This is a genomic window from Inquilinus sp. Marseille-Q2685, assembly GCF_916619195.1.
GTDB lineage: Bacteria > Pseudomonadota > Alphaproteobacteria > DSM-16000 > Inquilinaceae > Inquilinus.
This window is the reverse complement of record NZ_CAKAKL010000004.1, coordinates 128,857-151,487: the sequence shown is the minus strand read 5'-3', so window position 1 is coordinate 151,487 and position 22,631 is coordinate 128,857. Positions and strand designations below refer to the sequence as shown.

Here is a 22,631-nt window from a genome sequence, read left to right as displayed (position 1 = left end):
CGGACGCCGCGGATTCGATCGCCGGGCGGGGCGGCCCGTCAGTGGATCAGCTGCTCGATCACCGCCGTTACGGTCCCCGCCTCGACCGGCTTCTGGATGACGGGGGCCCCGAAGCTGTCCAGCTCCGGGTCGGTGTAGCCGGTCATGAAGGAGAAGGGGATGCTGCGGCGCTGCAGCGTCCGCGCCACCGGGAAGACCCGCTGGCCGTGGTCGAGCCGGACGTCGAGGACGGCGGCATCGAGATCGCCGGCCTCGGCGAGGCGCAGCCCGTCTTCGAGCGAGGGGGCCGGCCCCAGGATCTCGAAGCCGAGCGACCGGAGGATGCCCTGCACGTGCAGGGCCAGGACCTGGTCGTCCTCGACCACCAGGATCCGCTTGGCCGTGCGCTGCGGGACCGCAGGGGCTTTCGGGCCCGGCGGCCGGCGGACGCCGCTGGGCGGCTGCGGCCGGGGCGCGTGGTCGGGCCGGCTGGCCCAGGCCAGGGGGCGCGGCCATTGCGCCACCGCCTCCAGCCCCGGGCCGTCGAGGATCTGCAGCCATTCGGCCTTCAGGCGGATCAGCCCGGCCCGCTGCAGCTTCATCACCATCCGGTTGGTGTGGACCGGCGAGATCCCCAGGGCGTCGGCGATGTCCAGCTGGGTCAGCGGCAGCCGCAGGCCGCGGTCGCTGACGAGATCCCGGGCCGCGGCCCGCTCGAACAGCCCCAGCAGGAGGGCGGCGAGACGCTCGTCGGCATTGAGGCATCCGAGCGACAGCAGGGTCTCGTGCGCCTGCGCGTTCTCCAATGCCAGGATGACGCAGAGCTGGCGCATGGCGGAGGCCGAGGCGGCGTCGATCAGCTCCGCGACCGGGACCGTCGCCACCCGCGCGTCGGTGAGGGCGACGGCGGGGGCCGGCACCGATCCGGAGAACTGCGAGGTCACGCCGACCAGGTCGCCCGGCATGAGGAAGCGAAGGATATGCCGCCGCCCGTCGGTCAGCGTGCGGAACTGCGCCATCCAGCCGGATCGGAGGAGGTGGAGGCAATCGCGGTCGCCCCAGTCGGTCCGGTCCCCCTTTGCCAGGCGGTGCTGGTCCGCGGCGATGAGCCGCGACCTGGCCGCGGGCGCGAGCAGATCGAGCGGCGGCCGCGCCCATGCGGGCTCGTCCCGCCGGCCCGGCCGGAGGCCGTCCACGGGCGGCAGGGTTCCGGACGATGCGGGGGGAGCGGCCATCTGGAGCGGCATGGGTCCAGCCCTCTCGCTTGAGATGTCGACGTATCTTAGTCAACGCGCAGGCGATCCACAGGTTCCGCGCGCACGGCTTCGGCCCGTCAAAAGCAGATTCAAGATGCGTATAAATGCAAGCCACAAATATACATTGAAGTTTGTAAAATAAAAAATGTTAATTCCGGCCATGCCGAATTGCCGCGAACTGGAGATGATCCATTCCCCTTCGGCCGCCGCTGCTTCGTTCCTGTGTTGTGGCCCGCGCCTCGTCGGGCTAGATTCCACAACACGGCCGGCCGGATCTGGCGGCTCTCTCTCCCATCGGCTTCGGCGTGGGCAGATCTTTTCCAGAGGGCTAGAGATGAACGGCAAGACCGGGGTTGCAGCACCCGCGACGACACGGCCGGCGTCAGCGGTTTCCCCGGCGGGAGAGCGGGCGGCGCAGGAGATCCTGCAGGCGCTTCCGGCCGCGATCTACACCACCGACGCCGCCGGGCGCATCACCTTCTACAACGAGGCCGCGGCCGCGCTGTGGGGCTGCCGGCCGGAGCTGGGGAAGAGCGAGTTCTGCGGCTCCTGGAAGCTGTACTGGCCGGACGGCACGCCGCTGCCGCATGACGAGTGCCCGATGGCCTTGGCGCTGAAGCAGGGGCAGGCGATCCGGGGCATGGAGGCGGTGGCCGAGCGGCCCGACGGTACGCGGGTCCCGTTCATCCCGTATCCGACGCCGCTGTTCGACGCCGCGGGCCGGCTGGCCGGCGCCGTGAACATGCTGGTCGACATCACGGAGCGGCATCGTGCCGAGCAGCAGACCTTGGCCTTGGCCGAGGAGCGCGCCCGCGGCGAGCAGGCAGCGCAGCGGCTGGCAGCGATCGTGGAATCCTCCGCGGATGCGATCGTGGCCAAAGACCTCAACGGCGTCATCACCAGCTGGAATCAGGGGGCCCAGCGCCTGTTCGGCTATACCGCCGAGGAAGCCGTCGGCCAGCCGATCACCATCGTGATCCCGGAGGACCGGCTGGGCGAGGAACCGGAGATCCTGGCCCGGATCCGCCGGGGCGAGCGGGTCGAGCATTTCGAGACCATCCGCCGCCGGAAGGACGGCAGCCTGGTCGAGATCTCGCTGACGATCTCGCCGATCCGGAACCGCGAGGGCGAGATCGTCGGCGCCTCGAAGATCGCCCGCGACATCACCGACCGGAAGCAGGCTCAGGAGCGCCAGACCCTGCTGCTGCGGGAGATGAGCCACCGGGTCAAGAACCTGTTCGCCCTGGCCGGCGCCGTCATCACCCTGAGCACCCGCGCCGCGCAGTCGCCGGAGGAGCTGGCGGAGCAGGTGCGGAACCGGCTCGGCACCCTGGCCCGCGCGCATGAGCTGACCCTGCCGGACCTGCGGCGCGAGCAGGCGGCGACGCCGACCACGCTCGAGGCCCTGTTGCGCACCATCGTGTCGCCCTTCGAGGACCGGAGCGACGGGCGCGTCGCCATCGCCGGGCCGGAGGTGGCCGTCGGCGGCCACGCCGTGACCAGCCTGGCGCTGCTGCTGCACGAGCTGGCGACCAACGCCGCCAAATACGGCGCCCTGTCCGCGGCGTCGGGCCGGATCGCCGTCGTCTGGACGGTCGAGGGCGAGGCCCTGTCGCTGAGCTGGACCGAACGGGGCGGGCCGCCGGCCGCCGGGAGCGCCCATGGCGACGGCTTCGGCACCTGGCTGGTCGACAGCACCGTCAAGGGCCAGTTGCAGGGTCAGATCGCTCGCCACTGGGGCGCCGAGGGTCTGACCATCACGATGACCATGCCGCTCGACCGCCTGGCCGGGTGACCTTCATCGGAGTGAGACTTTCGTCGTAGCCGTGGAACCCGGCCATGCGCCGGGCGTTCTCTGACATGACCGGCGACGACCGGTCGGCGCCGGTCGAGAGCGACAGTATGGCCGCGATCCTGATCGTGGAAGACGAGCCCTTCGTGCGGATGATGGCGGAGGATGCGGCGCAGGGCCTCGGGCTGGAGCCGCTGTCCGCAACCGACGGCGAGGCGGCGATCGCCATGGCCCGCGCCGCGCAGGCGCTGCAGATCCTGTTCACCGACATCCACATGCCGCCCGGCCCGGACGGCTGGACCGTCGCCCGTGCGGTGCGGGAGATCCATCCCGGCATCCGGGTGATCTACACCAGCGGCCAGGCCGGGCCGGAGGACTGCGCCCGGCTCGGCGTCCCGCGGGCCCGGCTGCTGCCGAAGCCCTACACCCAGGCGGAGCTGGCCGCCGCGATCGCCGAAACGGCCGGCGACGGGATCGCAGGACCGTCCTGAGCGGACGGCGATCCAAGACCGGAACCTCCTCTCCGCCGCGCCCGTTCGCCTGACGAGGGCCTTCGCCCGAAGACCTTGTCCAGGAGACCGGCGATGGATGATCTGGAACGGCGCATCCGCGAGCACGCCCACCGCATCTGGCTGGAGGAGGGCTGCCCCTCCGGACGGGAGGAGGCGCATTGGGACATGGCGCGCGAGCTGGTCGCGATCGAGGACGGCCAGCGCGACGCGACCCGCCCCAACCCGGTCGCCACGGAAGGCGAGGAGGTCATCCACCCCGAACCGGTCGAACCGGTCGAGGCGGTGGAAGGCCTGGGCGACCTGCCGGGGCGCACCGACCAGTCCGAAGGCCGCGACTACCCGAAGCGGAAAGGCCGCCGCCCCGCCGGCCGAAGCTAACAGGATCGCCGTCATGCCGCAGACCGCCGACATCACCGCCGCCACCGGGGATCGGGACTGGCTCCTGGCCGCCCACGATCCCGCCGTCACCCTTTATGTCGCCACCGAGCCGGTACAACGTGCTGTCGGCGGCAGCGGGGCGAAGCTGCAGCATCTGCGGCAGGCGCTGGAGCAGCGGCTGCAGAGCTGCGACCTGACGCCGGAACGCCGCAAGGACTTGCTGGACGCGGGCGAGCGGGCGCTGTCCGGCGCCGATCTCGCCGCCCTCGACCCCGGCTTCGCGCTGTTCCTGGCGGAGGACCGGGTCGAGACCCTGCCGCTGGGCGAGGCGCCGCCGCAGGACATCAGCGCGGTCGGCCACCGCTTCCTGCTGCGCCCGATCCTGGACCGGCTGGGCCCGGGCGAGCGCTTCCACATCCTGGCGATGAGCGCCGGCGGCACGCGGCTGCTCGAGGCGACGCGCGAGCATTGGCGCGACATCACCCCGCAGGACCTGCCGCATTCGCTGAGCGAGGTGGTCGCCGGGACCGAGGTCGAGATCACGCGCCAGGCCAATCAGCCCGGGCGCGGCAGCGCCGGCGGCGCCACCTCGGCCACGCGGCACAGCTATGAGAGCCCGGCCGAGCTGCACAAGACGCAGCTGGTCGACTACATCCGGCACAGCGTCAATGCCGTGCGCCGCCGGCTGGCCGGCGACCCCGCCCCGGTGGTGCTGGTGGCGGAGCCGGAGCTGGCCGGCCAGGTCCGCGGCGCGGGCGACTGGCCGGAGCTGCTGCCGGACTTCGTCAGCCGCCACCCGGCGCGGCTGCGCGACGAGGAGCTGCATGCGGCGGCCCTGTCGCTGCTGCCGCCCGAGGACGAGAGGGCGGCACCGGTGCTCGACCGCATCCAGGCCCGGCTCGGCACGGCCGAGCCCACCGTCGCCATCAAGCTGGAGGAGATCCTGACCGCCGCGCGCGACGGCCGGGTCGATTCCCTGCTGATCGCTGCGGACGAGACGATCTGGGGCCGCTTCGACGAGGACGGGGGCGGGGTGACCGCCCGCGGCACGCAGACCGGCGGCGAGGAGGATCTGCTGAATCTCGCGGCGGTGATGACGCTGGCGGCCGGCGGCACCGCCTTCAGCCTGCCGCGGTCCCGGCTGCCGCGCTCCGTGCCGGCCGCGGCCGCACTGAGATATTGAGGTGAGCGGGCGATGAGAGGGATCGGGAAGGCTGTCGCGCTGACGGTCGCGGCCGTGGTCGTGCTGGCCGTCGCCGCGGCCGGCGGCGTCTATCTGCTCGCCACCACCGGGGGCGAGGCGCAGCTGCCCGAACAGGCGTCGATCGGGCCCAGCCCGAAGCTTCCCGAGCCGACGACATCGCTGATCCCGACCGTCGCCATCGCCCCGGCGAAGGGCTGGGCCGAAGGGGCCAAGCCGACCCCCGCATCCGGCCTCGCCGTCACCGCCTTCGCCCAGGGGCTCGATCATCCGCGCTGGCTCCTGGTGCTGCCGAACGGCGACGTGCTGGTGGCCGAGAGCAACGCGCCGAAGCGGCCCGAGGAGGGCAAGGGCGTCAAGGGCATGGTCTACCAGGCGGCGCAGGGCTGGGCCGGCGCCGGGGTCGAGAGCGCCAACCGCATCACCCTGCTGCGCGACGCCGACGGCGACGGGGTGGCGGAGACCCGCAGCGCATTGCTGCAGGGCCTGAACTCGCCCTTCGGCATGGCGCTGGTCGGCCAGGACCTCTATGTCGCCAACACCGACGCCGTGCTGCGCTTCCCCTACAAGGACGGCGACACGGAGATCGTCGGGCCGGGCGTGAAGGTCGCCGACCTTCCAGCCGGGCCGCTGAACCACCACTGGACCAAGAACATCATCGCCAGCCCGGACGGCAAGCGGCTCTACGCCACCGTCGGCTCGAACAGCAATGCCGGCGAGAACGGCCTCGACAAGGAGGAGCGGCGGGCGGCGATCCTGGAGATCGATATCGCCAGCGGCCGGTCCCGCATCTTCGCCTCCGGCCTGCGCAACCCGAACGGCCTGGGCTGGGAGCCGGAGACGGGCGCGCTGTGGACCGCGGTGAACGAGCGCGACGAGCTCGGCAGCGACCTGGTGCCGGACTACATGACCGCGGTGAAGGAGGGCGGCTTCTATGGCTGGCCCTACAGCTATTACGGCCAGCATGTCGACAGCCGCGTCTCGCCGCAGAAGCCGGAGCTGGTGGCCAGGGCGATCGTGCCGGACTATGCGCTGGGCAATCACACCGCGTCGCTCGGCCTGGCCTTCGCCGAAGGCTCGCTGCTGCCGGACCGGTTCCGCCACGGCGTCTTCATCGGCCAGCACGGCTCGTGGAACCGCAATCCGCCCAGCGGCTACAAGGTGATTTTCGTGCCTTTCTCCGGCGGCCGCCCCTCCGGCCCGCCGGTCGACGTCCTGACCGGCTTCATCAGCGCCGACGGCGACGCGCAGGGGCGGCCCGTCGGCGTCGCGATCGACCGCCGCGGCGCGCTGCTGGTGGCGGACGATGTCGGCAACACCGTCTGGCGCGTGGCGCCGCAGCAGCAGACCGCGGCCAGGCCGTAACCTGGAGACCAGCCATGACCACGATGCGATGCGTCCGGATCCACGGCTTCGGCGGCCCCGAGGTGCTGTCGGTCGAGGAGGTGGCGGCCCCCCATCCGGCCGGGGGCGAGGTGCTGGTGCGGGTGCACGCCGCCAGCGTGAACCCGGTGGACGCCAAGATCCGCTCCGGCCGCTATCCGCGGGTGCAGGCGGACCAGCTGCCGCTGGTCCTGGGCCGGGACGTGGCCGGCGAGGTGGTGGAGAGCGGCGGCGGCGCCGGGTTGCCGGCCGTCGGGACCCCGGTCCACGCCATGCTGGGCTGGGATCGCGGCGGCTATGCCGACTATGCCGTGGTCAAGGGGACCGAGCTGGCGCCGCAGCCGGACGGGCTCGGCGACGCCGAGGCGGCGGCCGTGCCGCTGGCCGGGCTGACCGCCTGGCAGGGGCTGTTCGACCATGGCGGGCTGCAGGCCGGCCAGCGGGTGCTGATCCATGGCGGCGCCGGCGGCGTCGGGCATTTCGCCGTCCAGTTCGCCAAGGCCGCCGGCGCCTTCGTCGCCACCACCGTGTCCGGCGACGACCTGGCCTTCGCCCATGAGCTCGGGGCCGACCAGGCGGTCGACTACGAGGCCGACCGGTTCGAGGAGCGGGTCGAGCCGGTCGACGTCGTGTTCGATCTGGTGGGTGGGGACACCCAGGCGCGGTCCTGGGGCGTGCTCAAGCCCGGCGGGATCCTGGTGTCGACCCTGGGACCTCCCGACGAAGCGGCGGCCCGCGCCCACGGCGCGCGCGGCGCCGGCTACATGGTGCAGCCGAACGGGCTGCAGCTGGCCGAGATCGACCGGCTGATCGCCAACGGCCGGGTGCGGCCCGTCATCGGCGCGGTGCTGCCGCTGCCCGAGGCCGCCATCGCCCATGAGCGGCTGGAGCGGCACCGGCTGCGCGGCAAGCTGGTGCTTGAGGTCGCCGCGGCGGACTAGCCAGCGTTTCCCACACTCTCTGCGCCCTGCGCCAGTTCGAAATGCTGGCCAGGGCTATCGCCAGGCGTCGACGATCTCGTCGATCCAGGCGACCTCGATCTGCTGCGAGAACCGGCTGCGGCAGAGATGCAGCAGGGATTCGTGGGTGGCGTCCGAGGTGCTGCAGACGCCGTCCGCGGCCAGCACCACCCGATAGCCGCGGTCGACGGCGCCGATCACCGTGGCCCAGACGCAGATGTCGGTTTCGCCGCCGGTCACGATCAGCGTGTCGATGCCGGTCTCCCGCAGGCGCCGGCCCAGCCCCGGCGCGGTGAAGGCCGAGTAGCCGTGCTTGTCGAAGACCAGGGCAGGGGGCACGAACTCCGCCAGCACCGGCACCAGCTCGAGCCACGTCGGGTCGATCGCGCCGCGCGTCATCTCCGCCCAGCGGGTGTAGAAGCGACGCCAGGCGCCCGGCATATCCTCCGGCGTCTCGGGCGGCAGGAACCGGGTGAACGCCGTGCGCTCCGGCCGGTGCCGGACGACGCGCCGGATCGACGGCGCCGTGCGATGGGCCCAGGGCACATGCCAGGGCGTCTCGCGCGCGAACAGCTCCTGCATGTCGATGCAGAGATGGAGGACGGAGTCTCCGAGCGGCCCGTGCCGCAGCCCATCCCGCTCCATGCCGCTTCCGCCGGGCCTCAGGATTGCGCCGGCTGGCCGTTCGAGGCCGACACGCCGCCGTCGACCGCGACATTGGCGCCGGTGACGAAGCTGGCGTCGTCGCTGGCCAGGAAGGCGACCACGGCCGCCACCTCCTCGGGCTCGCACACCCGGCCCAGGGGGATCCGTTCGATGAACTTCGCCACCAGCGTCTCGTCCTGCAGCATCTCCTCGGTCATGCCGGTGCGGGTCAGGCTGGGGCAGACGGAATTGACGCGGATGCCCCTTCGGCCGAGGTCGAGCGCCAGGGCCCGGGTCAGGTTCACCACGGCGCCCTTGGCGGCGTTGTAGGGGCTCATCCCCCAATCCCCGCCGGTGCCGGAGACCGAGGCCGTGTTGACGATCGCGCCACGCGACCGTTCGAGGTGGGGAATCGCGGCCCGGCAGCCGAAGAACACGCCGTCGGCGTCGGTGGCCATCACGGCGCGCCAGCGATCGTCGCTGATCCCGGCCGGGTCGCCGCCGTCATGGATGCCTGCGTTGTTGACCAGGATGTCGAGCCGACCGAAGCGCTCGACCGCCGTCCTGACCATGCCGTCGACCGCGTCGGACCGGGAGACGTCGACCGGGTGCGCCAGGGTCCGGTCCGGCGGCAGGCTGCCGGCGACCCGGCGGATGCTCTCTTCGTCGCGGTCGGCCAGGACCACCGCGGCGCCCTCGGCGGACAGGCGGCGCGCGGTCGCCTCGCCGATGCCCGATCCGGCCCCGGTCACGATCGCGACCTTGCCCTGAAATCGCTGCATCCGGCTTCCCTTTCGGATTGGATCGGCGGCGACCGAGCCGGCGCCGCTGAGGGAAGAACAGAACCCTCGGGACCCGGGTTCCGGCGAGCGGGCGAGCGCCGGAACCGATCCGGATCGGGTCCATTGACTCGTGAAGACAGCCATTTGGAGAAGGAGACCAGCATGAGAGTCAGCGAAGCGATGACCCGCGACGTGCATGTCGCAAATCCGCGCGAGACGATCCGCGAGGCCGCGCAGGCGATGGCGAGCCTCGATGTCGGCGCCTTGCCGGTCGGGGACAACGACCGCCTGGTCGGGATGATCACCGATCGGGACATCGCGACCCGCGGCGTGGCCAGGGGCTGGGCCCCGACGCCAGGATCGCCGACATCATGACCGCCGACGTCAAGTACTGCTTCGAGGACCAGGATCTCGGCGAGGTCAGCCACAATATGGGCGATGTCCAGCTCCGCCGCCTGCCGGTGGTGGACCGCGACAAGCGCCTGGTCGGCATCCTGTCGCTGGGCGACGTCGCGATGAAGGGCGACGGCTCGGCCGGAGAAGCGCTGGGCGGGATCTCCCGTCCGAATGTCGGGCGGGGCTGAGCCCGGCGCCGCCAGCCCATCGGCGCGTGCGGACAGGAGTTGCTCATGGCGACGACCCGGCTGGTGCGGACGCCCTGGCTCGACATCACCTTCGAGACGGCCGGTCCCCCGGACGGCGTGCCCGTGGTCCTGGTCCATGGCTGGCCGGACGACGTCCGGTGCTGGGACCGGGTCGCGCCGCAGCTGGCGGAGGCGGGATGCCGTGTCTACTCGCCCTATCTGCGCGGCTGCGGTCCGACGAGGTTCCTCTCCGCCGACACGATGCGCAGCGGCGCCATCGCGGCGCTGGGCCAGGACCTCGCCGACTTCGTCGAGGGGCTCGACCTTCGCGATGCGCTGATCGTCGGATACGACTGGGGCGCCCGGGCGGGCTACGCCGCCGCCGCGCTGTTTCCACGGCGCCTGCGGGGCCTGGTGGCGATGGCGGCCGGCTACGCGACCGGCACGCCCGTCCGGGAGATGCCCTACGAGCTGGCGAAGGCCTATTGGTACGAATGGCTGGTGGCGACGAAGGCGGGGCGCGAAGCGATGCAGACGGACCGGCGGCGGCTGTGCCGGTACCTCTGGGAGAGCTGGTCGCCCGGCTGGCGGTTCACCGAAGAGGAGTTCCAGGCCAGCGCCGCATCCTGGGACAATCCGGACTGGGCCGCGATCAGCATCCATGCCTATCTGCAGCGTTGGGGCGAGACGGCCGGGGCCCCGGAGCATGAGGAGGTGGAAGGCCGCCTGGCCCGGACGCCGCAGATCGGCGTCCCGACGATCATGCTTCACGGCGCCCGCGACGGCGACAACCTGCCGGACACCTCCGCCGGCAAGGAGGCGTTCTTCGGCAACGGCTACGAGCGCCGGGTCCTCGATGGCGTCGGGCATTTCGTGCCGCGGGAAGCGCCCGGCGAGGTGGTCGCGGCCGTGCGGCGCCTGCTGTCGCATTGATGGGAGCCGGCCCGCTCGGCGATCCGGTCAGCCGACGCGCTCGAACGTATCCAGGCTGGTGCCGAAGGCGCGCCAGGCCGGGACCTTCCTGATCTCGGCCGGCACGCCTTCCTCGGCCGCCGTCAGGGCCTGGTCGGCGACGGTGTGCCAGAGGGTTTCGAGCTTGCCGTCCCTGAGAAGCCCCGTATAGCTGACCGCTGCCGATCCGGCCGTCCCGCTGCCGGCGGCCGTGAAGGCGATGACGTCGCCATGGGCCGCCCCGTGGATCGGGACGTCCTGCCCGAAGAAGCTGCTGTCCTCCAGGGCCGTGCGGAACACGCCGCGGATGACGCCGCCGCCGTCCTCCTCGATCACGACAGTCGATCCGTATTGGTTGCGCCATGTGCCGTTCCAGGACGCCATGCCGACACCTCCTCAACCTGATCCCTGGTGAACGGACCGTCTCCGGATCCGGTTTCCCCGATGCGCGGGCTGCGGGCACGCCATCAGCCTTGGGCGGTCCTGTCGGGAGGCGCCGCATCCGGCCGGATCGGGAGGAACCGACCGCGGCCGATCCCGATTGGCCAGGCAGATCCCTGAAGGAGCATGGTCATGAAGGCAGTGGTGTTTCACGGCATCGGCGATATCCGTCTGGACGACGTGCCCGAGCCGCGGATCGAGGAACCGACGGACGCGATCGTGCGGCTGACCGCCTCGGCGATCTGCGGCACCGACCTCCATTTCGTGCGCGGCACCGTCTCCGGCATGAAGCCGGGCACGATCCTCGGGCATGAGGGCGTCGGCGTGGTCGAGGAGCTCGGATCCCTGGTCCGCAACATCGATGTCGGGGACCGGGTGATCATCCCCTCGACCGTCGCCTGCGGCAGCTGCGCCTATTGCCGGGCGGGCTACTACGCCCAGTGCGACGTCGCCAATCCCGGCGGCAACCGCGCCGGCACCGCCTTCTTCGGCGGGCCGGAGGCGAACGGCGCCATCCCGGGCCTGCAGGCGGAGAAGGCACGCGTGCCCTTCGCCCATGTCGGCCTGGTGAAGATCCCGGACGACGTCAGCGACGACCAGGCCATCCTGATGTCCGACATCTTCCCGACCGGCTGGTTCGGCGCCGAGCTGGCGGAGGTGACCGACGGCGACACGGTCGCGGTGTTCGGCTGCGGCCCGGTCGGCCAGTTCGCGATCGCCAGCGCCAAGCTGATGGGGGCCGGGCGCGTCTTCGCCGTCGACCGGCACGAGGACCGCCTGGCCATGGCCCGGCGCCAGGGCGCCGAGACGATCAACTTCGAGCGCGAGGATCCGGTCCAGACCATCCTCGACCTGACCCGCAACATCGGCGTCGACCGCGTCATCGACGCGGTGGGTGTCGATGCCGTCCATGCCCATCACGGCCCGGCGGCCCGGCAGGCGAAGGAGAAGAAGCGGGCTTTCGAGAAGGAGGTCGAGGAGATCGCGCCCGACGCGCATCCGCGGGACGGGCAGTGGCAGCCGGGCGACGCGCCGAGCCAGGCGCTGGCTTGGGCGGTGACGGCCCTGGCAAAGGCCGGCACGCTCGGCATCATCGGGGTCTATCCGCTGGCGGCGGAGCATTTCCCGATCGGCGAGGCGATGAACAAGAATCTCACCGTCAAGATGGGCAACTGCAATCACCGGAAATACATCCCGCATCTGGTCGAGCTGACCCGCTCCGGCGTCATCGACCCGGCGGCAATGCTGACCCAGGTCGACCCGATCGGGAGCGCGATCGAGGCGTTCGAGGCGTTCGACCGGCGCGAGCCCGGCTGGCTGAAGGTGAAGCTGGAGCCTCAGGCGTAAGAGACCGTTTGGAAATGCTACTGGCGCGGCCGTCTGGCGGCGGTTTCTCCGCTTCCGGTGCTCACGGACTATAACGTCCGCGGCGCGCCGGTTCTCGAAACCACCGCCAGCCGACTCACGCCAGCGCATCTCCAACGGTCTGTGAGCGGCGACGTCGCGACTACCAGGGCCCGGTCTCGAGCACCTGGCCGGACAGCCGGCCGGCACTGCGGATGGCGGCGAGCCGGGCCTCTGCGTCTTCCTGGTCATAGGCCCAGATCGTCGCGGACCAGACCCGGTCCCGGCCCGACGGCGTCCTCAGATGCGGATACTCGACGATGAAGCGGAACATCGGCCGCCCCCACTGGTCGCAGGAGACGTGCTCGGCCTCCGGGGCCTGGAGATCGGGAAAGCGGACGACTGTCATGACCGGGCGATCCATCGGGGTATAGGGGGTTACAGTTCTGGAATGGCCCAGTGCTGCCGATGGTTCCGTCGAGCTGCGGACTTGAGGGGGATGTTTATTTGGATGGTGATGAAGAAAACATTTGTTAGTCGAATATCTTTTTTATCATTTGATAATAAATTCGATGCCGGAACTATGTTTTGAAGGCGAGGTTAGTTCTTATGTTCCTCGCAATTATTGTCGCCTCGGATCGTTTCGTTCAATGCGGGCGGCATCCAGTGTCGAAGGGAAAGACCCCATGCCGGACCAACGTCGTGCCATGGATCGCGCCGAATTCACCGCCGTCGTCGCCCCGGTGATATGCGAGCTCCGGCGCTATGCGCGATCCCTCACCCGCAACCGCGCCGACGCGGAGGACCTGCTGCAGGACACGCTGCTGCGCGCCTACAACAAGTTCCACCTGTGGCAGCCGGGCACCAACATCGCCGGCTGGCTCTGCGTCGTGATGAAGCGGGTGTTCCTGTCGCAGTTCGAGCGCCGCAACCGGCTGGTCGCCGTGCCGGCCGAGGATTTCGACGGGCCGCAGCCGCCGAGCCAGGACGATGTCCTCGACCTCGCCCGGCTGGGCAGCGCCATCGACCGGCTGCAGCGCCACCACCGCGAGCTGGTGGAAGCGGTCGCGATCAACGGCGATTCCTATGAGGAGGCGGCGCACGCCTTCCACATCCCGATCGGCACCGTCCGCTCCCGCCTCGGCCGCGCCCGCGAGCATCTGCGGCACGAGACCGGCATCGCCTGGTAGGGGCGAATTTCCCGGCCGGCGCGGAATCGGCCGGAACCGGCCTTCCGATCATGCCGTTGGCCCAGCAGGAACATACGTTCGGCGGGCCGCCCCGGCCCGGCCTCTCCCGATCCGACCCGCGCCGCAACGCAGGGAGTCGAAAGCGTGAGCTCGAAACCCATTCGCCTGGGAATCGTGGGCGTCGGCAACTGCGCCTCGTCGCTCGTCCAGGGCCTGACCTATTACCGCGACACACCCGGCGGCAACGAGCCGCCGCCGGGGCTGATGAACATTGAGCTGGGCGGCTATCACGTCGGCGATATCGAGGTCGCCTCGGCCTTCGATGTCGCCGCCAGCAAGGTCGGCCGGGATGTGTCGGAGGCGATCTATGCCCCGCCGAACAACACCCACCGCTTCGCCGATGTGGCGCCGACGGGGGTGCGTGTGGAGCGCGGCAACACTCTGGACGGCCTCGGAAAGTATCTGCGCGACCGGATCGAGGAGTCGGACGAGCCGGTGGCCGACGTCGCCGGCGTCCTGCGGCAAAGCGGGACCGACGTCCTCGTCTCCTATCTTCCGGTTGGGTCGCAGCACGCCGCCGAATGGTACGCCGAGCGGGCGCTGGAGGCCGGCTGCGCCTTCGTCAACTGCATGCCGGTCTTCATCGCCTCCCGCCCCGAATGGCGGCAGCGCTTCGAGGAGCACGGCCTGCCGATCATCGGCGACGACATCAAGAGCCAGGTCGGCGCCACCATCATCCACCGCATGCTGACCAACCTGTTCCGCGAGCGCGGCGTGCGGCTGGACCGCACCTACCAGCTGAATTTCGGCGGCAACACCGATTTCGAGAACATGCTCGAGCGCGAACGGCTGGAATCGAAGAAGATCTCCAAGACCCAGTCGGTGATGAGCCAGCTCGACATCCCGCTCGCCGCCGAGAACGTGCATGTCGGCCCCAGCGACTACGTGCCGTGGCTCAGCGACCGGAAATGGGCCTATATCCGGCTCGAGGGCACCACCTTCGGCGGCGTGCCGCTGAACGCCGAGGTCAAGCTCGAGGTCTGGGATTCTCCGAACTCCGCCGGCATCGTGATCGACGCGGTGCGCTGCGCCCGGCTCGGCCTCGACCGCGGCATCGGCGGCGCCCTGGTCGGTCCGTCCAGCTACTTCATGAAGTCGCCGCCGCAGCAGTTCACCGACGCCGTGGCGCGGGAGCGGACGCTGCGCTTCATCGCCGGCGACCCGCAATCGGGAACGGCATGACCACCACCTTCCTGCTGCTGCGCCATGCCGCGCACGACAATGTCGGCGGCTTCCTGGCCGGCCGGATGCCTGGCGTGGTGCTGGGCGAGGCTGGCCGGGCGCAGGCCGAGCGCCTGGCGCAGCGCCTGCGGCTGGAGCGTATCGACGCCGTCCTCGCCGGCCCGCGCGAACGGGCACAGCAGACCGCCCAGGCGCTGGCCGTGGCCTGCGGCCGGACGGTGGAGACCGCGCCGGAGCTGGACGAGATCGATTTCGGCCGCTGGGCCGGCCGCGATTTCGAGGTGCTGCAGCAGGATCCGCTGTGGCAGCGCTGGAACGCCGTGCGCAGCCTGGTGCGCACCCCCGGCGGCGAGACCATGCTGGATGTGCAGCGGCGCGTCCTCGGGCTGATGGAGCGGCTGGTCGAGGAGCATCGCGGCCGCTGCGTCGCCCTGGTCAGCCACGCCGACGTGATCAAGGCGGCGGTGCTGCACCATCTCGGCCTGGCGATCGATGCATGGCCGCGCTTCGACATCGCGCCCGCCTCGATCACCCGGCTCGCCATCGGCGACTGGGGCGCCCGGCTGCTCGGCCTCAACGAGACCGTCGACTAGGGGGCCGCGATGAAGCTCGTCGTGTTCGGCCTCACCGTCAGCTCCTCCTGGGGCAACGGCCATGCCACGCTGTGGCGCGGCCTGATCCGGGCGTTGTCGCGCCGCGGCTGGCGGGTGGTGTTCTTCGAGCGCGACGTGCCCTATTACGCCGGCGCCCGCGACCTCTACGCGTTGGAGCAGGGCGAGCTGGTGCTGTATCCGGGCTGGGATGAGGTCCGAGGTCTGGCGGCGCGCCATCTGGCCGATGCCGACGCCGCGATGGTCACCTCCTTCTGCCCGGACGGGGTCGAAGCGACCCGGCTGGTGCTGGACGCGCCGCGGCCGCTGCACGTCTTCTACGACCTCGACACCCCGGTGACGCTGGAGCGGCTGGAGCAGGGGCAGCCGCTGACCTATCTCGGCCCGCGCGGCCTCGCCGATTTCGACATCGTCCTCAGCTACACCGGCGGCGGCGCGCTCGACGCACTGCGCGACCGCCTGGGCGCCCGCCTGGCCGTGCCGCTCTACGGCCATGTCGACCCGGACGTGCACCGGCCGGCGCCGCCGCGGCCCGAATTCGCCGGCGATCTGTCCTATATCGGCACCTATGCGGCCGACCGGCAGGCGGCGCTGGAGGCCCTGCTGGTCGAGCCGGCGCGGCGGCGGCCCGGCCTGCGCTTCGTCATCGCCGGGGCGCAGTCCCCGGACAGCTCCCCGGGGAGCGGCAACATCTACTTCCTGCGCCATCTGGCGCCGGGCGCCCACCCGGCCTTCTACGCCTCGTCGCGGCTGACCCTGAACGTCCCCCGCCGCGCCATGGCCGGGATGGGCTGGTGCCCGTCCGGCCGGCTGTTCGAGGCCGCGGCCTGCGGCGCGCCGGTGCTGAGCGACGCCTGGCCCGGGCTGGACGAGTTCTTCGCGCCCGGCCGCGAGATCTTGCTGGCCCGCGGCACCGAGGACGCGCTGGCGGCGCTGGACCTGACCGACGCCGAGCTGCGCCGGGTCGGCGCCGCCGCCCGCGAGCGCGTGCTGGACGAGCACACCTCCGACCGCCGGGCCGCCGATCTCGAGGCGCTGCTCGCCTCGGCGCGGCCGGCGCCACCCATTGCCATGGAGGCCTGATCGATGTGGGGCATCGTGCCCGCCGCGGGACGCGGCAGCCGGATCCAGCCCTTGGCCTTCTCCAAGGAGCTGCTGCCGGTCGGCAGCCGGATCGACGGCGGCGAGGAGCGCCCCTGCGCCGTCAGCGAATACCTGCTGGAACGGATGATCGAGGCTGGGGCGGACAAGATCTGCTTCGTCATCGCCCCCGGCAAGTCGGACATCCTGGAATATTACGGCAGCGACTACGGCGGCGCGGCCGCCGCCTATGTGGTGCAGCCGCAGCCCTCGGGCCTGTGCGACGCGATCTTCCGCGCCCTGCCGCTGATCCGGCCCGATGAGCCCGTCCTGGTCGGCCTGCCCGACACGGTCTGGTTCCCGAAGGACGGCTTCGCCGACCTGCCGGAGGACGGCCTGTCCTTCCTGCTGTTCCCGGTCGACCATCCGGAGTTCTTCGACGCCGTGGTGCTGGACGGGCAGGGGGCGGTGCGCGAGATCCAGGTGAAGCAGCCCGATGCCGGGAGCCGCTGGATCTGGGGCGCTTTCAAGATGCCGGGCGCGGTGCTGCGGCAGCTGCATGCGCTGTGGCTGCGGCGCGGCCGGCGGGACGAGTACATCGGCACGCTGGTCAATGCCTGGCTGGCCGAAGGCGGCACGGCCGTCGGCGTCCGGTCCGGCCTGTCCTATGTCGATGTCGGCACGCTGAACGGCTATCGGGCGGCGATCGGGCTGCTCGGCGATGCCGCGGCGTCGGAGGCCCGCGTGACCACCGGCCGGCCGGCGGGCCGATCCTACGGCAGCCCCATTCGCTATCAGCAGTGACGGAGGCGCGATCATGGCACGCCTGTCCGGTGAGGAGATCCGCCGTCGGGCCGAGGCGCTCGGCCCCTGGTTCCACAACATCGACCTCGACGGGGTCGCGACCGCCCCCGACCATTTCCTGGGCGACTACCCGGCGGTGAAGTGGAGGGCCTTCGCCGGCGCCATCCCGCAGGACCTGCGCGGCCGCACCGTGCTCGACATCGGCTGCAACGGCGGCTTCTACTCGCTGGAGATGAAGCGCCGCGGCGCCGACCGGGTGCTGGGCGTCGATTTCGACGACAGCTACCTGGCCCAGGCGCGCTTCGCCGCCGAGATCGCGGATCTCGACATCGAGTTCCGGCATCTTTCGGTCTACGACGTGGCGGCGCTGGGCGAGCGCTTCGACATCGTCCTGTTCATGGGCGTGCTGTACCACCTGCGCCACCCGCTGCTGGCGCTCGACCTGGTGCGCGAGCACGTGGTCCGCGACCTGATGGTGTTCCAGTCGATGCAGCGGGGCAGCCCCGAGGTGGCGCCGCTGGAGCCGAACTACCCGTTCTGGAACGAGGCGCTGTTCGACCGGCCAGACTTCCCGAAGCTGCATTTCATCGAGCACCGCTACGCCGACGACCCGACCAACTGGTGGGTGCCGAACCGCGCCTGCGTCGAGGCGATGCTGCGCAGCGCCGGCTTCGAGATCGCCGCGCATCCGGAGCCGGAGGTCTATCTCTGCCGCCCCGCCGGCCGGCCGGAAGGGGAGGGCGCCGTCTATCCGAACCGCGGGAGGCATGCATGATCGAAGCGGCGATGATCTGGAACGAGCCCAACAACAAGTCGCATTGGGACCGCGAGCTGGATCCGGACTGGGCGTTGTTCGCCGACATGGCGATCGCCGCGGCCGACGCCATCGCCACCGAGAACCCGGACATCCCGAAGGTGCTGGGTGGCATCTCGCCGATCGACCCGGTGTTCATCGAGGGCATGAAGCGGCGGGGCGTGCTGGACCATCTCGACGCGGTGGCGGTGCACGGCTTCCCGCTGGACTGGAACCTGTGGCAGATCGGGGAATGGCCGGAGAAGCTGGAGGAGATCCGTGCCGTTACCGACCTGCCGGTCTGGGTCAGCGAGGTCGGCGTCTCCAGCTTCGGGGCGGAGGAGGTGCAGGCCTGGGGCCTCGACCGCCCCGCCGAGCTTCTCGTCGGCCGCACGCCGCGGATCCATTGGTACAGCCTGTACGACCTGCCCAGCGCCTGGGAGGCGACGACCCGGCACAAGGAGGCCGAGGGCTCGTCCTACTACCGCCATTTCTACATGGGCCTCCTGCGCGAGGACGGCACGCCGAAGCCGGCGCTGGAGCGCTTCGCCCGGCACGCCCCGGCGTTGGGCCTGTGCCAGTGGTTCCACTACCAGGACCACCGGTTGGACGACGCCGTGGCCTGGATGAAGCGGCTCGGCGTCACCACCCTCCGCACCGGCCTGTCCTGGGCCGACAGCTTCCGGCCCGACGCCCTGGCCTGGTTCGACCGGCAGATGGAGGCGCTGGCCGATTTCGACGTCACCGTCACCTTCTGCTTCACGCCGGAGCATCGCGGTCTGATGCCCCACCACACCAGCCCGCCGGTCGACAGGGAGGAGTTCGCCGCCTTCTGCGCCGACATGATCCGCCGCTACGGCGCCCGGGCCGAGCCGCGGGCGCCCCGGCTGGCGCTCGGCTGAGGCGATGGGCGTCGCGGCGTCGACGCTGCTGTCCTCCCTGGCGGGCGCCCCGATCGCCCCGGCCGAGGCGGCGGTCGTCGTCGCCCATCCCGACGACGAGACCATCGGCATCGGCGGGCAACTGCGCCACCTGCCGGACATCGCCATGCTGCACGTCACCGACGGCGCGCCGCGGGGGCTGGAGGATGCGCGGCTCTACGGCTACGTCACCTGGCAGGACTATGCGGCGGCCCGGCAGCGGGAGCTGACAGCCGCGATGGAGGCGGCCGGCATCCCGGCCGCCGCGCTGCTGTGCCTCGACGTGCCGGACCAGCAGGCCTGCCGACGCCTCACCGCCGTCACGCGCGCCTTGGCCGCCCAGTTCGCGGCGCGCGGCACGCGGCTGGCCCTGACCCATCCCTATGAGGGCGGTCATCCGGACCACGACGCCACGTGCTTCGCCGTCCATGCCGCGCGCCGCCTGCTGCAGCGGCAGGGCGCAGCGGCGCCGGCGATCGCCGAGATGGCCTTCTATCACCTCGGCCCCGACGGCCCGGTGCTGCAGCGCTTCCCGCCGGACGAGGCGTCGCCGGAGATCGTCCTGATGCTGGATGAGGCGGATTGGGAGACCAAGCGGCGGATGCTGGCCTGCCACGAGACCCAGCGCCGGACCCTGGCGCCGTTCACCGACCAGGTCGAGCGCTTCCGGCGGGCGCCGCCCTACGACTTCGCGCGGCTGCCCAACGGCGGCCGGGTGCATTACGACGCCTGGCCCTGGGGGCTGACCGCGGCGGAGTGGCCCGGCCTCGTCGCCGCGGCCGTTGCCGATCTGGAGCTGGACCCGCCGCCATGGCTCTGACCGTGCTCAACGTCGCCTACCCGCTGGCGCCGGTCGGCCCCGACGCGGTCGGTGGGGCGGAGCAGGTGCTGTCCGCCCTCGACCGCGCCCTGGTCGCGGCCGGGCACCGCTCGCTGGTGGTGGCCTGCGAAGGCTCCGAGGCCGCCGGCACGCTGTGTGCGATTCCGGCGGAGCCCGGGCCGCTGGACGACGCAGCGCGGCAGCGGGCCTGGGCGGCGCAGCGTCGGGCCATCGCCGACTGCCGGCGCCGCTGGCCGGTCGATCTCGTCCATCTGCACGGCATCGACTTCGACGCCTATCTGCCGGCGGACGGGCCGACCCTGGTCACCCTGCACCTGCCGCTCGGCTGGTTCCCGGCCGAGGCGCTGAAGCCCTTGCGCCCGGACCTGTGGCTGCACGGCGTGTCCGAGGCGCAGTGCCGCGACGCCCCCGCGGGCGCCCGGCTGCTGCCGCCGATCCCGAACGGCGTCTCGATCGGCGACGGCGCGCGGCCGCATGCGAAGCGAGGCTTCGCCCTGATGCTCGGCCGGATCTGCCCGGAGAAGGGCATCCATCTCGCCCTCGAGGCGTCGCGGCAGGCCGATGTGCCGCTGATCGTGGCCGGCCGGCTGTTCCCCTACGACGCCCATATCCGCTATTTCGAGCAGGAGGTGGTGCCGCGGCTGGACGCCCGGCAGCGTTTCGTCGGGCCGCTGGGCCTGCGGCGCAAGCGGCGCTTCCTGGCGGCCGCGCGCTGCCTGGTGGTGCCGAGCCTGTGCCCGGAGACCAGCTCGCTGGTGGCGATGGAGGCGCTGTCCTGCGGCACGCCGGTCGTCGCCTTCCCGAACGGCGCGCTGCCGGAGATCGTCGATCACGGCCGCACCGGCTTCCTGGTCCGCGACGTGGCCGAGATGGCGGGGGCGATACGCGCCGCCGCCGGTCTCGACCCGGCCGAATGCCGGGCCGAGGCCGTCCGGCGCTTCTCGCTCGACCGGATGGTGCGGGGCTATCTCGCTGTCTATCGCCGGCTGGCGGCGCAGCCCGCGCCGGCGCTGCGGGTCTGGGGATGAGCCTCTTCGCCGAGGTGCTGACGGAGGAGCCGGCGCTGGCCGCGCTCGAGCCGGACTGGTGGGACCTCTGGCTCCGCTGCCCGGCGGCGACGCCGTTCCAGTCCCCCGCCTGGCTGCTGCCCTGGTGGCGCAGCTTCGCGCCCGGCCGGCTGCGGACGATCGCGGTGCGGCAGGACGGACAGCTGGTCGGGCTGGCGCCGTTCTATCTCGAGGACGGAGCGCTGGGCCGCAGGCTGCTTCTGCTCGGGCTCGGCACCACCGATTATCTCGACCTGCTGCTCGATCCCGACCAGGCCGGCCCCGCGGCCGCGGTGATCGAGCATGCGGCCCTGGATCTCGACTGGGAGTCCTGGGAGCTGGAGGATCTGGCGTCCGGCGCTGCCGCCCTGCGGCTGCGCTGCCCGGCGGCCTGTGCCGAGACGGCCGCCGGCCACAGCGCCTGCCCGACCCTCGATCTCGCCGGGCCCGACGATCTTTCGGGCTGCGTCCCGACCCGCCGGCGCAAGCAGCTGCGGCGGGCGCTGACCCTGGCGCGGAAACGCGGCGCCACCGAGATCGAGCCGGTCGAGGACGCGGCGGATGGCTTCCTCGACGATCTCGAACGCTTGCACGGCGCCCGATGGGCCGATCAGGGCCAGTCCGGCCTGCTGCGGGACGATGCGGTCCGGCGCTTCCACCGTGCGGCGCTGCCCGGCCTGCTCCGCTCCGGGCTGGCGCGGCTCTACCGGCTGCGGATCGCGGGGCGGGTGGCCGGCGCCTTCCACGGCCTGTCCGCGCGCGGCCGGACCTACGCCTATCTCGGCGGCTTCGACCCGGACTATGCCCATGAGAGCCCGGGGGCGATCCTGATCGGCCATGCCATCGCCGCCGCGCTCCGCGACGGCGGGCGGGAGTTCCACTTCCTGCGCGGACAGGAGCCGTACAAATACGCCTGGGGCGCGGTCGACCGCTGGAACCGCCGCCGCAGCTTCCGGCGGGTCCGGGCGTGACCGTCGACGAGGCGATCGGCGCGGCCGGATGCCCGGACGCGCTTCGGCCCGCCCTGCGCGGCTGCCTGACGGGAGAGCTGCCGGTCGCGTCGGCGCTGACCCGGCTGCTGATCCAGGCCGAAAGCGGCCGGGCGCTGACGGGGCTGCTGGACGCGCTCGACACGACGATCGCCCCGGGCGAGATCGCAGCCCGCCGGCGGCTGCAGGCGCTGCGGCGGATGCATGCCGCACACCCGGCGGCCTGGGACACCCTCCAGGCCGTGCTGGGCGAGGTCCGGCACGACGCAGCGATCGGTGACGAGGCGCAGGCCGTGGAAGCCTTCGCCCGGGCCTTCGACCGCGCCGCCGGCGTGTCGCCCGAGGCCAGCGTCGCCCTGCATTCCTTCGGCGATGCCGGCCGGCTGGCGCTGGCGACGGCCGAGGTGGTGCGCCGCATGGCGGAATGGGGCCTGCTCGGCCCCGACCGCACGGTGCTGGACCTCGGCTGCGGCATCGGCCGCTTCGCCGCGGCCTTGGCCGGCCGCGTCCGGCGGGTCGTCGGTCTCGACATCTCGGCCCGGATGGTGGCGGAGGCGCGGCGGCGCTGCGCCGGCTTGGCGAATGTCGAGATCCGCCGGACCTCGGGCCGCGACTTGGCCGGGATCGCCGACGGCTCCGTCGACACGATCCTGGCCGCCGACAGCTTCCCCTATCTCGTGCTCGCCGGGCCGGCCCTGGTGCGGCGCCATGTCGAGGAGGCGGCGCGGGTGCTAGGGCCCGGCGGCCATCTCCTGATCCTCAACCACTCCTATCGGGGAGACGACGAGGCGGACCGGCGCGAGCTGGCCGATCTCGCGGCCGAGACCGGCTTTCGCCTGCGCCGGGTAGGGACCCGTCCCTTCGCCCTGTGGGACGGGCTCGCCTTCCACCTTGTCAGAGGGCGGTGA

General features: G+C 71.8%; 26 protein-coding genes. 21 read left to right on the top strand and 5 right to left on the bottom strand.

The window, feature by feature from the left end:
• Positions 1-38: 38 nt before the first annotated feature.
• Positions 39-1,214, bottom strand: a complete 1,176-nt coding sequence (locus LG391_RS20795; RefSeq protein WP_225770208.1) for a helix-turn-helix domain-containing protein — start codon at positions 1,212-1,214, stop codon at positions 39-41.
• Between the two features lie 355 nt (positions 1,215-1,569).
• Between LG391_RS20795 and LG391_RS20790 the strand changes: the two genes are divergently transcribed.
• The 6 genes from LG391_RS20790 (at position 1,570) to LG391_RS20765 (ending at position 7,442) form a co-directional block, all read left to right on the top strand.
• Positions 1,570-3,030 carry a PAS domain S-box protein gene (locus LG391_RS20790; protein ID WP_225769960.1) on the top strand — a complete coding sequence of 487 codons (1,461 nt, stop codon included), beginning with the start codon at positions 1,570-1,572 and terminating at the stop codon, positions 3,028-3,030.
• Between the two features lie 65 nt (positions 3,031-3,095).
• Complete coding sequence (locus tag LG391_RS20785) at positions 3,096-3,518, top strand: response regulator (protein WP_225769959.1); 423 nt, start codon at positions 3,096-3,098, stop codon at positions 3,516-3,518.
• A gap of 93 nt (positions 3,519-3,611) precedes the next feature.
• The gene (locus LG391_RS20780; RefSeq protein ID WP_225769958.1) at positions 3,612-3,917 is read left to right on the top strand and encodes a DUF2934 domain-containing protein; all 306 of its coding nucleotides are present in this window, start codon (positions 3,612-3,614) and stop codon (positions 3,915-3,917) included.
• 13 nt (positions 3,918-3,930) lie between these two features.
• The gene (locus LG391_RS20775) at positions 3,931-5,100 is read left to right on the top strand and encodes a hypothetical protein (RefSeq protein ID WP_225769957.1); all 1,170 of its coding nucleotides are present in this window, start codon (positions 3,931-3,933) and stop codon (positions 5,098-5,100) included.
• Positions 5,101-5,112: 12 nt separating this feature from the next.
• Complete coding sequence (locus tag LG391_RS20770) at positions 5,113-6,483, top strand: sorbosone dehydrogenase family protein (RefSeq protein ID WP_225769956.1); 1,371 nt, start codon at positions 5,113-5,115, stop codon at positions 6,481-6,483.
• A 14-nt stretch (positions 6,484-6,497) separates the two neighbouring features.
• Positions 6,498-7,442, top strand: coding sequence for an NADP-dependent oxidoreductase (locus LG391_RS20765; protein ID WP_225769955.1), 945 nt, complete (start codon positions 6,498-6,500; stop codon positions 7,440-7,442).
• 54 nt (positions 7,443-7,496) lie between these two features.
• Here the strand turns inward: LG391_RS20765 and LG391_RS20760 are convergent, their stop codons facing one another.
• Together LG391_RS20760 and LG391_RS20755 are read right to left on the bottom strand one after the other, a co-directional pair.
• Entirely contained in the window at positions 7,497-8,105 is a 609-nt protein-coding gene (locus tag LG391_RS20760; protein WP_225769954.1) for a cysteine hydrolase family protein, read from the bottom strand.
• A gap of 17 nt (positions 8,106-8,122) precedes the next feature.
• Positions 8,123-8,887, bottom strand: coding sequence for an SDR family NAD(P)-dependent oxidoreductase (locus tag LG391_RS20755; protein ID WP_225769953.1), 765 nt, complete (start codon positions 8,885-8,887; stop codon positions 8,123-8,125).
• 162 nt (positions 8,888-9,049) lie between these two features.
• Between LG391_RS20755 and LG391_RS20750 the strand changes: the two genes are divergently transcribed.
• The 3 genes from LG391_RS20750 to LG391_RS20740 are packed head-to-tail and all read left to right on the top strand — an operon-like array spanning position 9,050 to position 10,404.
• Entirely contained in the window at positions 9,050-9,262 is a 213-nt protein-coding gene (locus LG391_RS20750; RefSeq protein WP_304608528.1) for a CBS domain-containing protein, read from the top strand.
• Positions 9,259-9,471, top strand: a complete 213-nt coding sequence (locus tag LG391_RS20745; protein WP_225769952.1) for a CBS domain-containing protein — start codon at positions 9,259-9,261, stop codon at positions 9,469-9,471. The genes LG391_RS20750 and LG391_RS20745 overlap by 4 nt, the downstream gene beginning before the upstream one ends.
• Positions 9,472-9,516: 45 nt before the next feature.
• Positions 9,517-10,404: an alpha/beta fold hydrolase gene (locus LG391_RS20740; protein ID WP_225769951.1), complete on the top strand. Its 888-nt coding sequence runs from the start codon at positions 9,517-9,519 to the stop codon at positions 10,402-10,404.
• A 27-nt stretch (positions 10,405-10,431) separates the two neighbouring features.
• Here the strand turns inward: LG391_RS20740 and LG391_RS20735 are convergent, their stop codons facing one another.
• A complete protein-coding gene (locus tag LG391_RS20735) occupies positions 10,432-10,806 on the bottom strand; it encodes an avidin/streptavidin family protein (RefSeq protein WP_225769950.1) in 375 nt (124 codons plus the stop codon).
• Between the two features lie 189 nt (positions 10,807-10,995).
• On the opposite strand from LG391_RS20735, the gene LG391_RS20730 reads away from it, so the two are divergent.
• Complete coding sequence (locus LG391_RS20730; RefSeq protein WP_225769949.1) at positions 10,996-12,210, top strand: zinc-dependent alcohol dehydrogenase; 1,215 nt, start codon at positions 10,996-10,998, stop codon at positions 12,208-12,210.
• Between the two features lie 160 nt (positions 12,211-12,370).
• On the opposite strand, the gene LG391_RS20725 is transcribed toward LG391_RS20730, so the two are convergent.
• Positions 12,371-12,616, bottom strand: coding sequence for a hypothetical protein (locus tag LG391_RS20725; RefSeq protein ID WP_225769948.1), 246 nt, complete (start codon positions 12,614-12,616; stop codon positions 12,371-12,373).
• Between the two features lie 277 nt (positions 12,617-12,893).
• Between LG391_RS20725 and LG391_RS20720 the strand changes: the two genes are divergently transcribed.
• The 11 genes from LG391_RS20720 to LG391_RS20670 all read left to right on the top strand — a co-directional run bounded on the left by LG391_RS20720 (position 12,894) and on the right by LG391_RS20670 (position 22,631).
• Entirely contained in the window at positions 12,894-13,397 is a 504-nt protein-coding gene (locus LG391_RS20720; RefSeq protein WP_225769947.1) for a sigma-70 family RNA polymerase sigma factor, read from the top strand.
• A gap of 144 nt (positions 13,398-13,541) precedes the next feature.
• Positions 13,542-14,639, top strand: a complete 1,098-nt coding sequence (locus LG391_RS20715) for an inositol-3-phosphate synthase (protein WP_225769946.1) — start codon at positions 13,542-13,544, stop codon at positions 14,637-14,639.
• Entirely contained in the window at positions 14,636-15,232 is a 597-nt protein-coding gene (locus LG391_RS20710; RefSeq protein WP_225769945.1) for a histidine phosphatase family protein, read from the top strand. The genes LG391_RS20715 and LG391_RS20710 overlap by 4 nt, the downstream gene beginning before the upstream one ends.
• Positions 15,233-15,241: 9 nt before the next feature.
• Positions 15,242-16,333: a glycosyltransferase gene (locus tag LG391_RS20705; RefSeq protein ID WP_225769944.1), complete on the top strand. Its 1,092-nt coding sequence runs from the start codon at positions 15,242-15,244 to the stop codon at positions 16,331-16,333.
• Positions 16,334-16,336: 3 nt separating this feature from the next.
• Positions 16,337-17,134 carry a nucleotidyltransferase family protein gene (locus LG391_RS20700; RefSeq protein ID WP_225769943.1) on the top strand — a complete coding sequence of 266 codons (798 nt, stop codon included), beginning with the start codon at positions 16,337-16,339 and terminating at the stop codon, positions 17,132-17,134.
• A gap of 13 nt (positions 17,135-17,147) precedes the next feature.
• Positions 17,148-17,909, top strand: coding sequence for a TIGR04290 family methyltransferase (locus tag LG391_RS20695; RefSeq protein ID WP_225769942.1), 762 nt, complete (start codon positions 17,148-17,150; stop codon positions 17,907-17,909).
• On the top strand, positions 17,906-18,829 hold the full coding sequence (locus LG391_RS20690; protein WP_225769941.1) for a beta-xylosidase: 924 nt from the start codon (positions 17,906-17,908) through the stop codon (positions 18,827-18,829). Before LG391_RS20695 ends, LG391_RS20690 begins: the two co-directional genes overlap by 4 nt.
• 4 nt (positions 18,830-18,833) lie before the next feature.
• Positions 18,834-19,667 (top strand): PIG-L deacetylase family protein, encoded by an 834-nt coding sequence (locus LG391_RS20685; protein WP_225769940.1) that lies wholly within the window; start codon positions 18,834-18,836, stop codon positions 19,665-19,667.
• On the top strand, positions 19,658-20,716 hold the full coding sequence (locus tag LG391_RS20680) for a glycosyltransferase family 4 protein (protein WP_225769939.1): 1,059 nt from the start codon (positions 19,658-19,660) through the stop codon (positions 20,714-20,716). Before LG391_RS20685 ends, LG391_RS20680 begins: the two co-directional genes overlap by 10 nt.
• On the top strand, positions 20,713-21,705 hold the full coding sequence (locus LG391_RS20675) for a GNAT family N-acetyltransferase (protein WP_225769938.1): 993 nt from the start codon (positions 20,713-20,715) through the stop codon (positions 21,703-21,705). The genes LG391_RS20680 and LG391_RS20675 overlap by 4 nt, the downstream gene beginning before the upstream one ends.
• Positions 21,702-22,631 carry a class I SAM-dependent methyltransferase gene (locus LG391_RS20670; protein WP_225769937.1) on the top strand — a complete coding sequence of 310 codons (930 nt, stop codon included), beginning with the start codon at positions 21,702-21,704 and terminating at the stop codon, positions 22,629-22,631. The genes LG391_RS20675 and LG391_RS20670 overlap by 4 nt, the downstream gene beginning before the upstream one ends.